The organism is Micromonospora sp. NPDC007220, from assembly GCF_040634035.1.
Classification (GTDB): Bacteria; Actinomycetota; Actinomycetes; order Mycobacteriales; family Micromonosporaceae; genus Micromonospora; species Micromonospora reichwaldensis.
The window spans coordinates 1-12,896 of sequence record NZ_JBEYEU010000042.1 but is presented as its reverse complement, the minus strand read 5'-3'; the positions used below and the strand labels follow the sequence as shown (position 1 = coordinate 12,896).

The following is a 12,896-nucleotide window of genomic DNA, read 5'->3' as shown; positions in this document are numbered from 1 at the left end:
GCACCTTCCTGACGTTTTCCGTATAGGAAGGTGCCCTTCCCTACACCTGCGCCGCCGCGTGCGTCCGTCGTGCGCGGCGGCTGTGCACGCCGCGCAGCCCGCCCGCCCCCGACCGGCCGTCAACGGTGACTGCCGGACCCCTGGAGTCGACCGTGAACCGTACCGACCTCGACGTCCTCGACGAGATCCAGCAGCGGGTGCTCTGGCTCGCGACCCGGATCGTGGACGCGGCCAACCACGACCGGGACACCGGCGACGGGGTGAAGGTCGGCGGGCACCAGGCGTCCAGCGCCTCGCTGGTCACCGCCATGACGGCGCTGTGGTTCGCGCACCTGGACGCCGAGGACCGGGTGGCGGTCAAGCCGCACGCCTCGCCGGTCTTCCACGCCATCCAGTACCTGCTGGGCAACCTCGACCGCTCCTACCTGACGAGGCTGCGCGCCCGGGGCGGGCTCCAGTCGTACCCGTCGCGGACCAAGGACCCGGACGAGGTCGACTTCTCCACCGGCTCCGTCGGGCTCGGCGCGGCGGCGCCGCTCTTCGCCGCCGCGACCCGGCGCTACGTCGACGCGCACTTCGGCGCCCGCCCGCACTCCCGGTTCGTCGCGCTGATCGGCGACGCCGAGCTGGACGAGGGCAACATCTGGGAGGCCGTCGCCGACCCGGCCACCACCGGCCTGGGCAACGTGACGTGGCTGGTCGACTTCAACCGGCAGTCGCTGGACCGGGTGGTGCCCGGGGTGCGGATCAACCAGTGGCGGGGTCAGTTCGAGGCTGCCGGCTGGCACGTGGTGGAGGTCAAGTACGGCCGTCGGCTCGCCGAGGCGTACGCCCGGCCGGGCGGCGAGGCGCTGCGCGACTGGATCGACGCGATGCCCAACGAGCAGTACCAGTCGCTGTTCGGGCTCACCGGTGCGGCGCTGCGCAAGCAGTTCCTCGACGGCGCACCCGACGGCATCGAGGCGTTCATCGCCGACGTCGGCGACGACGAGCTGGGGCCGCTCGTCACCGACCTGGGCGGGCACGACATGGCGGCGATGCTCGACGCGTACGCCCAGTGCGACGCGGTCACCGACCGGCCCAGCGTGGTCTTCGCGTACACCGTGAAGGGTTGGGGTCTGCCGATCGCCGGCAATCCGCGCAACCACTCGGCGCTGCTCACCGCCGAGCAGGTCGACGCGCTGCGCGCCGCGCACGGGCTGACGCGCGAGACCGAGTGGGACCGCCTGGACCCGGCGTCGGAGGCCGGCATCCGGGCCGGCGCGCGCCGGGAGGCGCTGTCCCGCGCGCCCCGCGAGCGGGCGCTGGGCGTCACCGTCCCGGAAACGACGCGGGTACGCGCGAACAAGCCGATCTCGACGCAGGAGGTCTTCGGCCGGGTGCTGGTCGAGCTGGCCCGCAACCCGGAGGTGGGCCGCTACCTGGTCACCACCGCGCCGGACGTGGCGACCTCCACCAACCTGGCCGGGTTCATCAACAAGACCGGCGTCTTCGCCCCGACCGAGCAGCGCTCCTGGACCGAGGACCGGATGCTGCGCTGGACGGAGAGCCCCGCCGGGCAGCACATCGAGCTGGGCATCTCGGAGATGAACCTGTTCCTGCTGCTCGGGCAGCTCGGCCTGTCGTGGGACCTGTCGGCGCAACCGCTGCTGCCGGTCGGCACGGTCTACGACCCGTTCGTGCTGCGCGGCCTGGACGCGTTCCTCTACGGCACCTACTCCGGCTCCCGGTTCGTGGTCGCCGGCACCCCGTCGGGCATCACGCTCGCCCCGGAGGGCGGCGCCCACCAGTCGACCATCACCGCCTCGGTGGGCCTGGAGCTGCCCGGGGTGACGTTCCTCGAACCCGCGTACGCGGCCACCCTGGACTGGCTGCTCTGCGACGCGCTGGGCCAGATCGCCGGCGGGGCCGCCCCGTCGGCGACCGCCGCTCCGGCCGAGGACGGGGCGTACTACTTCCGGCTCAGCACCCGCCCGATCGACCAGGCGCCCTTCGAGGCGGCGCGGGCCCGGCTCGGCGACGCGGTGCTGCGCCGGCAGACGGTCGCCGGGGCGTACCGGCTGGTGGACGCCCACGAGGCGTACCCGCACCTGGCCGACGCCCCGGTGGTGCAGCTCGCCGCCTCCGGCGCGGTGCTGCCCGAGGTGCTCGCCGCGGCGGCGGAACTGGCCGAGGAGGGCATCGCCGCGCACGTCGTCGACGTCACCTCGCTGGACCGGCTCTACCGGGCCTGGCAGCGCACCCTGCGCCAGGGCGTGCGCACGGCCACCGTGCCGAGCGTGCCGGGCGCGCTGCGTTCGGCGTTCGCCGACCGGGTGCCGGTGGTGACGGTGCACGACGCCGCCTCGCACGCCATGGCGTGGCTCGGCTCGGCGCTCGCCGCCCCGGCGGTGCCGCTGGGCGTGGACGAGTTCGGCCAGTCCGGCAGCGTCCACGAGCTGTACGACCTGCACGACCTGCTGCCCGGCAGCATCGTCAACGCCGCCCTCGCGGCCCTGTCCCTGCGCTGACCCGCAGGAGCCTGTCGCGGCCCGTCACCCGCCGCGCGGGCGGGCGCGGTTGCGGGTGGACGGCGGCGGCTGGGCGGGCCTGCGGCGTGGGTGCAGGAGGGCGGCCGGGACCCGGTCCCCAGCCTTGTGCTGCGAGACGCTCGAGCCATCGCCGAGCAGCGTCAAGGCCTCCTACGGTCATCCGGCGCAGGGCCAGCCGACGATCGCGGGGCTGATTACCGACGGTAATTCAGGCCCTGTGTGACGGAGTGTGACGGCGAGCGAGAGGTGTGGCAGTGCCCCTTGCGCCCTTTGCTCTGCAGCCACGGATGCACCATGCCTCTGACCAGCTACGGCGCAAATCACGCCCGGCGAATGCCGACAGCGGATCGTTGCTGTCAGTCACTGGTGCATCCGTGGCTGCAGAGCAAAGCGTCCGAGGGCGTGGTCGGCCCCGAACGAGGTCGCTTACTGAGGGTGACGGCCGCAGGTGGCGGACGGCGGCGTGGTGACGGCCAAGAACGACCGCTCGATGCCGTCGATGGCCAGCATCACGACTGCGGCCACGTCGGCGTGCGCGACGACTCGGGGACCAAGGCCGGGCGATCAGGGGCAGGGGCAGGGGCAGGGCAGGGCAGTCGGAGGCGCGGCGGTCAGGCGGGGCGCGATCACTCGCGCGGCGTTCGGGGCGTGCCGGGTCGACGCGGCGGCGGTCAGCGGGTCGGGGTGGGGGTGACGGGGACGGGAGCACCGGCCTTCGGGTCCTCCACGACGTGCCGCTCCAGGTTCACCTGCGCCTGCCCCGTGCCGCCGACGGTGATGTCGTCGTACGCCTGGAGCAGCTTGTCCTTGTCGAAGTAGAGCACCGTCATCGACAGTGGGGTGGGCTTCTCGCCCTCCAGGCCGCGCAGGCCGGCACCGCCCGTGGACCCCTGCACCATCAGCTGGGTGGGTCCCTTCCCGGGCACCTCGGGCAGCTTCGAGACCTGCCGGTCGTGGGTGTGCCCGGCGAGCACCAGCGGGCACGCGCCCGACAGGGGACCGGCGGAGGCCGGGTCGTGCACCAGCGCGATGTTCACCGGGCGTGGCGAGCTGCCTACCGTGGCCGCGAGCTGGTCGCCGACTCCGATGAGCTGGTCCGCAGTCTGCTGGGTGAGACCGCTGCCCGCCGGCGAGGTGTTCTTGTCGGGGGTGAAGCGCGGGTCGCCGATGCCGGCGATGGTCAGCCCCGCGACCGTGGTGGTCGTGTTGCTCAGCACGATCGCGTTCGGCTGGCGGGCCACGGCCGCCGCGGTCCGCCCCGAGTCGTGGTTGCCCCGGATGTAGACGTACGGCTTCCTGAGCAGGCCGATCGAGCCGACGTACGAGGCCTCCGGCTCGGAGCCCCAGTCGGTGATGTCCCCGGTGTCGATCACCACGTCGATGCCGAACTGCTCGACGACGGTGCGGATGAGCTGCCAGCCGGTCGGGTTGAGGTGCATGTCGGAGACGTGCAGTACGCGGGTCGTGCCGGGGGCGGGCTCGTAGACCGGCAGCGACGACACGGTGGTGTAGAGCTGGCTGACGTTGCCGACGATGCGCTGGAGCTGCTCGGCGTACCGGGTGTAGTCGTTCGCGATCCGTCGGGCGTCACCGACGATCGCGGGGGCGTTGACCAGCAGCCCCTCGTAGCGCGGCTCCTCGATCGACTCCGGCCGGATGGTGGCCGCGGCGGTGCCGAGGCTGCTGGCGGTGATCACCAGCGCCAGCCCGCCCGCCCAGGCCGCCCGGCGGGTGTCGCGGAAGAGCAGCAGCGCCAGCAGCAGGGTGACCAGCACCGCCGAGGCGAGCGTCCGCAGGCCGAGGCGCAGCACGCCCTCGCGGACGTCGTCGACGGCCGACTGGCTGGCCCGGTTGATGCTCGCCGGATCGTCGAGCAGCGCCTCCGTGCGGCTCTGGTCCAGCGCGCCCAGCTCCACCGTCAGGTGGGTCGGCCCGTCGTGGCTGTCGAGCAGCAGTGCGCCCAGCGGCGGGATGTCGACGGTGGTGCCGCCGCCCAGCGCCGGCGCGACCGTGAGGTCGGCCTGGAACGGGCCGATGTCCGTGCTGACGCGGCCACCGGCGAGCACGCCGATCACCACGCCGACCAGGGCTACGACGAGGACCGCCAGGGTCCACCCGGTCGCGCGGAGGGCGCGCCGGCCGGTCCGGTCGGCGCCACCCCGCCGGAGCGGGCGCGGGGCAGGACCGGTCGCCGGGGCGTCCTCGCCCCGGTTCGCGTGCTGTTCGTTCTCCTGGCCGTCCATGGTGAGATTCTGACCTGCCCACTGAAGGATCTTGGGAAACCCGGACGAGCCGGTGCGTCAGCTCCGGCCGGCCCCGCCGCCCGCGAAGACCAGCCGCAGCAGCCGGTCGTCCTCGGGTTGCGGCTGGCCCCGCCCGTCGTGGTTGGAGGTGCTCACCCAGATCGAGCCGTCGGGAGCGGCGGCCACGGCACGCAGCCGCCCGAAGCGGTCGGTCAGCAGCTCGCGCGGCTGGCCGAGCACGGTGCCGGTGTCGGTCAGCTCGACCAGCCAGAGTCGCTTGCCGCGCAGGCACGCGGTGACGAGCAGCCGGTCCACGGCGGTGAGCCCGGAGCAGGACGCGTCCGACGTCGGCCACTGGGCGATGGGGTTGACGAAGCGCTTGTCGTCGCCGCGCCCCTCGACCGTCGGCCACCCGTAGTTGCGCCCCTTGGTGACCTGGTTGATCTCGTCCCAGGTGTTCTGGCCGAACTCCACGGCGTACATCCGCTTGCCGGCGTCCCAGGCGATGCCCTGGACGTTGCGGTGGCCCAGCGACCACACGGGGGAGTTCGGGAACGGGTTGCCGGGCGCCGGCTTGCCGTCCTTCGTGATCCGCAGGATCTTGCCGCCGAGGCGCTTGACGTCCTGCGCCTGCGGCCGGTCGCCGGCGTCGCCGGTGCTCGCGTAGAGCAGGCCGTCCGGGCCGAAGGCCAGGCCGCCACCGTTGTGGATGCCGGCCTTGGGGATGCCGGTGAGGATCGGGGCCGGCGTGCCGCCCAGCTCCAGCCGGGCGATCCGGTTGTCCCGCTCGGTCGTGTAGTAGACGAAGACCGACTTGTCGCGCTGGTAGTCGGGCGAGACGGCGATGCCCATCAGCCCGCCCTCGCCGGACGCCGCCACGTCTGCGATGGTCTGCACCGGGGTGACCTTCAGCCCGTCGGGCCCCGACTCGGGGCCGACCCGCAGGATCCGGCCGCTGTCGCGCTCGGTGACCAGCGCGGCGCCGTCGGGCAGGAAGGCGATCGCCCACGGCACCCGCAGGCCCTTGGCCAGCACGGTGGTGACGACCTCCTGGCCGGCGCCGCCGGGGCTCGCCGTCGCCGACGGCGTCGGGAAGGTCGGCGGCTCACCGGCCGGGTCGGGCTCCGGCTCGCCGAGGCTGCAACCGGCGGTCGCCAGCAGCAGCGTCGCGCACGAGGCCGCCAGGGCCGTCCGGAGACGGCGGGTGCGGGGGTACGGGGGACGGGCGCTCACCCGGCCCAGGGTAGCCCGCCGGAACGTCCCACCGGGGTCGACGGATCGGACCGACTCGGTGGGGCGGTCAGATCGCCCGGACGGCCAGCAGCGCGACGTCGTCCTCCCGGTGGGGCGCGGCGGTCAACAGCAGGTCGCAGAACTCGCCCAGCGGCAGCCGGTCCGTACCGCCCAGCCGGGCGACCAGCTCGGTCATCCCCTCGTCGATGGACCGGTCCCGCCGCTCGATGAGGCCGTCGGTGTAGAGCAGCAGGGTGTCCCCGGTGGCCAGGTGGGCGTGCCGGCTGGTCCGCCGCACCGGACGGTTCAGCCCGAGCAGCGGCTCCGGCGTCCCGGCGAGCACCTCCACCGTGCCGCCGGCCCGCACCACGAGCGGCGCGGGGTGGCCCGCGTTGCACCAGGTGACCCGCTGGCCGCCGGCGTCGTCGGCGCGCAGCCGCACCAGGGTCGCGGTGGCCGCGGCGGGGATGCGCAGCCCGCGAATCGTCTCGTCCAGGCGGCTCATCAGCTTGTCGACCGCGTCGGGCCGGCCGTACGCGTTGCCCCGGACGAGGTTGCGCAGCTGTCCCATGGTCGCGGCGGCCTCGATGTCGTGCCCGGCCACGTCGCCGATCGCCGCGATCAACTCACCGCCGGGCTGACGGAAGGCGTCGTACCAGTCGCCGCCGACCTCGACCTGGTCCGCCGCCGGCTGGTAGCGGGCGGCCAGCTCGAGGTCGTCGGTGACGGGCAGCCGCGGCAGCATGCTGTGTTGCAGGACGTGCGCGACGTGCCGCTGTTCGCCGTACATCCGGCTGTTGCCGATCGCCTGTCCGGCCCGGCGGCCGACGTCCTCGGCGATGAGCAGGTCGCTGTCGTCGAAGTGCCGCCGTTGGGGCCCGTTGATCAGGGTGATGCAGCCGAGCACCCGTCCGGCGTCGGTGATCGGCACGCTGAGGTGCGACGAGAAGCCGAGGCGGGCGGCGATCTCCGGCATCTCCGGCCCGATCGTGCCCCGCCGCACGTCGGCGAGGGTGGCGGCGCTGCCCAGCACGGGCCGCCCGGTACGCAGCACCGCCCGGGTGATCGAGTCGGGGCTCAGCCCCGTGCGCATCAGCTCGGCGAAGCGGGCGACGTCGGGGGCGCGGGCCGGGTCGCGGTGCGCGGCGGTCACGTCGCGCGGCGCCCCGTCGGGCCCGACCAGGGTCACCAGCGACCAGTCGGCCAGCAGCGGCACCATCGTGTCGCGCAGGTGGCGCAGCGCGGTGGCCACGTCGAGCGTCCCGGCCAGGGTCCCCGCCAGTCCGGCCAGCAGCTCCAGCCGCCCGTTGGCCTCCTCCGCGCGCCGCCGGGCCTGCTCGGCGCCCTCCAGGGCGATCCGCAGCCGCAGCTCGGAGGAGCAGGCGGCGGCCAGGTCGGCGAGCGTCCGCAACTGCTCGGCGGTCCAGTCGCGCGGCTTGTCGTCGATCGCGCAGAGCGACCCGAGGACGTGTCCCTCCAGGTCGGTCAGCGGCATCCCGGCGTACGCCACCACGCCCAGCTCGGGCACGGCGAGGTTGTCCCGCAGGGCGGGGTGGAGCCGGGCGTCCGGCAGCACCATCGGGGTGCCGAGGTCGACGACGTGCTGGCAGAACGAGTGGCTCAGCGGGGTCTGCCGCCGGGCGGCCCACGGCCGGGCCAGGCCCACCTCGCCGGGGAAGAACTGACGTTCGGCGTCGACCAGGGAGACCAGCGCGACCGGCACGTCGAGCAGGTCCCCGACCAGCCGGGCGAACCGGTCGAACGCCTCGTCGGGGGCGGCGGTCAGCCGGGTCTCGGCGAGGGAACGCAGCCGGTCGGGATCGCGGAGCGCCGGGATCGGGTCGGCCCGCTCCGGGGTGTCGTCGCGGGAGCCGTCGGTCATTGACCCACCTGTCCGTGCCGGATGGAGGCCGACCGGCACTCCGGTCCTCCCTTATACCCCCTCCGGACCAGAATCGACGCGGTCGCCGGAGCGTCGCCCTGATCACCTCAGCCGCGTCGGGCGGGCCCGTCCGGGTGCCGGGGGCCGCCCCGCGCGGCGGGCACCCCCGCCGGGGGCTATCGTCGGCGGGCGTGAAGGTATGGATCCCGCACCAGGCCGGCCGGACACTCCTCGGTGAGCTGCCGCCGGAGGTCACGGTCGAGGTGGCCGAGGACGTCTCCCGGCTCCCCTCGGACACCGCCGGCGTCCGGTTCTGGGTGCCGCCCTTCCTGGCCGGCGGGGACGCCACCGCGCTGCTGCGCGAGCTGCCCGACCTGGCGGTGGTGCAGCTCCTCTCCGCCGGGGCGGACGCGTGGGCCGGCCGGGTCCCGCCCGGCGTGACGCTCTGCGACGCCCGGGGGGTGCACGACCCGTCCACCGCCGAGTGGGTGGTCACGGCGATCCTGTCCCAGTTGCGCGGCTTCCCGGCCCTCGCCCGCGCGCAGGCCCGGCGCGACTGGGCGTACGACGAGGTGGCCCCCACCGACGAGCTGACCGGCAAGCGGGTGCTGATCGTCGGGGCGGGCTCCATCGGCACGGCAGTGCGGGACCGGCTCGCCCCGTTCGAGGTGAGCTTCACGCTGGTGGCCCGGACCGCCCGCCCGGAGCAGGGCGTGCACGGCGTGGCGGAGCTGCCGGGGCTGCTTCCCGAGGCAGACGTGGTGGTGCTGCTGGTGCCGCTGACCGAGCACACCCGGGGGCTGGTGGACGAGAGGTTCCTCGCCGCGATGCGGGACGGCGCGCTGCTGGTCAACGCCGCCCGTGGGCCGGTGGCCCGGACTCAGGCACTGGTCGCCGAGCTGCGTACCGGCCGGATCTCGGCCGCGCTGGACGTCACCGACCCCGAGCCGCTGCCCGCCGACCACGAGCTGTGGGCGATGCCGAACGTGCTGCTCACCCCGCACGTGGCCGGATCGGTGCGCGGCCTGCTGCCGCGCGCGTACCGGCTGGTCGGCGACCAGGTCCGCCGGTTCGCCGCCGGCGAGCCGCTGATCAACACGGTGGTGGACGGCTACTGAGCGGTGCCGGCGCGACGGTGCTCAGCCGGTCGCGCCGGGCAGGGCCTGGCCGGTGGCCGAGATCAGCCGGGGCAGGTCGGTGCCGCGTACGGCCGGCAGCGTGACGCGCTGGCCGTCGTCGAGCCGGGCGACCGCCCGGCCGCGCGGGTCGGCGGCCAGCTCGACGACCCGGTCCCAGCTGATCCGGCGCTGCCCGACCAGCGCCCGCAGGCGCAGCTCGTGGGCGTCCGCGTCGGTGCCGGCCCGCCACGCCCACACCGTGACGGCGAGCGGGACGAGCAGCACCGGCAGCAGGTACCACCGGGCGCCGGCCACCGGCAGGGCACCGAAGAAGGCGACGATCGCGGCGGCCAGGATGGCCTGGTTGTGCCGGAAGTGGACGGTGTCGGAGCTGCTCACCCTCCGATGATCCCACCCCCGCCGGCCCCCGTACGCGCCGGGCGGCACCGGGGCGCACCGCGAGCGTCAGTGACGGGGATCACTGTCGACCCGGCGTCACCGCCTTCCTGTCCGCTCGTTCACGTCTGGTGGGCAGCGGACCGACCCCGGGTCCGGCGCCCCGCACCGTCGCACCGCCCGTGCCCCCTCACGAAGGCGACCGCCGTGCCCCTCGCGTACCCGCAACGCGCGTCCATCCCCCGTCCCACACTGCCGGACACCCTCGTCCTCGCCGCCGTCGCGCTGCTCCTGCTCGCCGGCGCGGCCGGTCGGGTGCCCGCCCTGGCCGTCGTGGCGCTGGCCGGCGCGGCCAGCTGCGCCCTGGCCGGCGCGCGGCTCTCCCGGCTCACCGCCGTCCCGCCGCCGACCCTCGCACCGGTCCCCACCCGGTCCCGCGCCGCCCGCCGGCGCGCGGCGCCGCCCCGACGCGTCGCCGTGCTGCTCGACGCCGCGGTCGTGACGGCGGGGCTCACCGCCGCCGTGCTCCCGCTCGCCGAACCGGGCCGACGCTCCGCCGTCGTCGTGTCGGGGCTCGCCGCCTCCGCCGCGTTGTTCGTCGCGGGTCTGCCTCCGGCGGCGCGGCGACCCCGCCCGTCCGCCCGGGTCCGGCTCCGTGGGGCCGTCGACGCGACCGCCGCCGGCCTGGGGCTGGTCCTCGCCGGCTGGCTGCTGCTGCCCCGCGACGCCCTCGACCCGCCGGTGCGGTTCGCCGTTGCCGTGGTCCTGGGCGGCCTCGCGCTCGCCGTGCTCATGGTGCTGACCGGGCCGCAGCGGCGGACCGGCGCGGCCCGCTGCCGGGGCGGGGCGGCGCTCACCCTGTCCGGGCTGGTGGTGCTGGCCGTCCTGCAGACGGGCACGGCACCGGAGCGGGCGGCGCTGGTGTCCGTACCCCCGCTGGTGGGTGGGGTGCTGCTGACGGCGGCGGGGGCGCGGCGGGCGACCCGTCCGGAGCCCGACCCACCCGCCCCGCCGACCAGGGTGTGGCCCCGGGCCGTGGTCCCGGCCGCCGCGGCCGTGGCGGCCGTCGGATGGCAGCTCCGCGACGGCGGGCCGCCGGACCTCACCGCGGTCCTGCTCGCGCTCGCGCTGGCCCCGCCGTTGGTGCTCCGCGACCTGCTCCGGGCGCACGATCCGGCGCAGCCGACCGGCCCCGGCGACCCGCCGGTCGGGCACCGCCCGGCGGACCCGGACCGGTCCGGCGCGCCCGTGGACCGGCCGGCGCTGCTGCGGGCCCTCGCCGCCCTCCGGAACGCGCCGGCCCCCGCCGGCGCGCTGCTCGTCGTCGACCTCGACGGACCCGGCCCCGCCTCCGACGGGCACCAGGGCCGCGAGGACGTGCTGGCCGAGGTGCTCCGCCGGGCCCGCGCGGTGGTCGGCCCCCGGGACCTGCTCGCGGACGTCACCGCCACCGGCTTCGCCGTGGTGACCGAGGTCGGGCCGGTGCTGGCGTACGCGCTGGGCACCCGGCTGCTCGCCGCGCTCACCGAGCCGTACCGCGCGGCGGGCGGGCTGCTGCGGCTGCGGGCCGGCATCGGGCTCGCCGAGATCGGCAACGGCGGCCCGGAGGACGTGCTGCGCCAGGCGGACCTGGCCCGGCGGCGGGCCGTGCAGCTCGGCCGGGACCGGGTCGAGTGGTACGACGCCTATCTGGAGGAGCAGCTCGTCCGCCGGCTCGACCTGGAACGGGAGCTGCCCGGGGCGGTCGCCCGAGGCGAGTTGGACCTCGTCTACCAGCCGGTGCTCGACCTGACCGACCGGCAGCCGGTGGGCACGGAGGCGCTGCTGCGCTGGCGCAGCCCGGTGCTCGGCACGGTGCTTCCCGCCGAGTTCCTGCCGGTGGCCGAGGACCTCGACATCGTGGGCGAGCTGGGCTGCTGGGTGCTGGACCGGGCCTGCCGGCAGCTCGCCGCCTGGTCGGCGGGGAGCCGGCAGCTCTGGATGGCGGTGAACGTGACCGTCCGGGAGCTGACCTTCCCCGACTTCGTGCCGCGGACGGCGGCCGTGCTCGACGCGTACGGGTTGTCGCCGGACCGGCTGGTGGTCGAGGTGGCGGAGCCCCGGGTGGGTGCCGAGCTGCCGACGGTGGTGGCCCGGCTGGCCGGGCTGCGCTCGCTGGGCGTGCGCACCGCGCTGGACGACTTCCGGGCCGAGCACGCCTCGCTGGCGCAGCTCCGCCGGTTGCCGATCGACCTGCTCAAGGTCGGCCCGCAGCTGGTGGACCCGGCGGACCCGCAGCGCCCGCTGATCGACGTGGTGGTGAACGTGGGGGACCGGCTGGGGCTGGACATCGTGGCCGAGGAGTTGGAGTCGGCGAGCCTGGTCGACGGCGCGCGGGGGGCCGGCTGCCGGTACGGGCAGGGCTTCGCGCTGGCCCGCCCGGCCACCGCCGAGCGGGTCGAGGCGTACTTCGAGGAGTTCCCGTCGGCCTCGCGCTGACCGGGCGGCGACGTTCCCCCGCCCCCGCCTGGTTGACTCTGACACCGTGTCAGGGCCGAACGTGTGAGGGGCCATGTTCACCATCGGAGACTTCGCCAGGCTCGGCCGAGTGTCGGTCCGCATGCTGCGTCACTACGACAGCATCGGGCTGCTCCGCCCGGCCGCCGTCGACCCGCACACCGGGTACCGGTCCTACCGGGCCGAGCAGCTCCGCCGGCTCAACCGGGTGATCGCCCTCAAGGAACTGGGACTCACCCTCGGGCAGGTGCGGGCGATCATCGACGACGCCGTCGAGGTCGCCGAACTGCGCGGCATGCTGCGGCTGCGCCGGTCCCAGCTGGAGGCTCAACTGGCGGCCGACACCGCCCGCCTGGCCGGGGTCGAGGCGAGGCTCCGCATGATCGAGACGGAGGGTCGGATGACCAGCCAGGACGTCGTACTCAAGGAACTGCCCGCGGTCCGGGTGGCGGAGCTGACCGGGGTGGCCCGCAGCTACGAGACGCCGGACATCTCCACGGTGATCCAGCCGCTCTACCCGGAGCTGTTCCGGCGCCTCGGCGCGGCGGGCGTCGTGCCCTCCGGCCCGGGGCTGGCCTGGTACGAGGCGACGGGGGAGGGCGAATCTGTCATGGTGCACGCCGGGGTGACGGTGACCGCCGACCCCTCGGCGGCCCGGGACTTCGGCGTCGTCGACCTGCCCGCGGTGCCCACCGCGGCGACGATCATCCACCACGGGCCGATGGACGAGGTGGAGGGCAGCATCCAGGTGCTCGCCACCTGGATCGAGGCGAACGGCTGGCGGGCCGACGGGTACACCCGCGAGTTGTACCTGGACTACTGCCCGGACGAGCCCGAGAAGGGCGTCACCGAACTCCAGTTGCCGGTGGTCGCGGCGTGAGCGGCGGCCCGACCCGGGTGCGGGTCGGGCCCCCCGTGGAGTCGGTGGCGGGCGGTGCGGGCCCCTTGGACAACGGCGGCTCCGCCAGGAGGGGCCGGAGTAGCCGCCAGATGCCCG

Annotated in this window: 8 protein-coding genes; 4 read left to right on the top strand and 4 right to left on the bottom strand. The window is 75.3% G+C overall.

Going from position 1 to position 12,896, the window contains the following annotated elements; all coding sequences use genetic code 11:
* The first annotated feature begins 152 nt into the window (after positions 1-152).
* A complete protein-coding gene (locus ABZ573_RS31425) occupies positions 153-2,510 on the top strand; it encodes a transketolase C-terminal domain-containing protein (RefSeq protein ID WP_358122693.1) in 2,358 nt (785 codons plus the stop codon).
* Between the two features lie 692 nt (positions 2,511-3,202).
* Here the strand turns inward: ABZ573_RS31425 and ABZ573_RS31420 are convergent.
* The 3 genes from ABZ573_RS31420 to ABZ573_RS31410 form a co-directional block, all read right to left on the bottom strand.
* Positions 3,203-4,774, bottom strand: a complete 1,572-nt coding sequence (locus tag ABZ573_RS31420; protein ID WP_358122691.1) for a metallophosphoesterase — start codon at positions 4,772-4,774, stop codon at positions 3,203-3,205.
* 57 nt (positions 4,775-4,831) lie between these two features.
* Positions 4,832-6,007, bottom strand: a complete 1,176-nt coding sequence (locus ABZ573_RS31415; protein WP_327030721.1) for a PQQ-dependent sugar dehydrogenase — start codon at positions 6,005-6,007, stop codon at positions 4,832-4,834.
* Positions 6,008-6,074: 67 nt separating this feature from the next.
* Positions 6,075-7,889, bottom strand: coding sequence for a SpoIIE family protein phosphatase (locus ABZ573_RS31410; RefSeq protein ID WP_358122689.1), 1,815 nt, complete (start codon positions 7,887-7,889; stop codon positions 6,075-6,077).
* A 191-nt stretch (positions 7,890-8,080) separates the two neighbouring features.
* Here ABZ573_RS31410 and ABZ573_RS31405 point away from each other — a divergent pair, with 191 nt between their 5' ends.
* Positions 8,081-9,007 carry a 2-hydroxyacid dehydrogenase gene (locus tag ABZ573_RS31405; RefSeq protein WP_358122687.1) on the top strand — a complete coding sequence of 309 codons (927 nt, stop codon included), beginning with the start codon at positions 8,081-8,083 and terminating at the stop codon, positions 9,005-9,007.
* A gap of 21 nt (positions 9,008-9,028) precedes the next feature.
* Here ABZ573_RS31405 and ABZ573_RS31400 read toward each other — a convergent pair whose 3' ends face one another.
* Positions 9,029-9,406: a PH domain-containing protein gene (locus ABZ573_RS31400; protein ID WP_327030724.1), complete on the bottom strand. Its 378-nt coding sequence runs from the start codon at positions 9,404-9,406 to the stop codon at positions 9,029-9,031.
* Between the two features lie 204 nt (positions 9,407-9,610).
* Between ABZ573_RS31400 and ABZ573_RS31395 the strand changes: the two genes are divergently transcribed.
* Positions 9,611-11,881, top strand: a complete 2,271-nt coding sequence (locus ABZ573_RS31395) for a bifunctional diguanylate cyclase/phosphodiesterase (protein ID WP_327030725.1) — start codon at positions 9,611-9,613, stop codon at positions 11,879-11,881.
* Positions 11,882-11,954: 73 nt separating this feature from the next.
* Positions 11,955-12,779, top strand: coding sequence for a MerR family transcriptional regulator (locus ABZ573_RS31390; RefSeq protein ID WP_151455351.1), 825 nt, complete (start codon positions 11,955-11,957; stop codon positions 12,777-12,779).
* Positions 12,780-12,896: the final 117 nt, after the last annotated feature.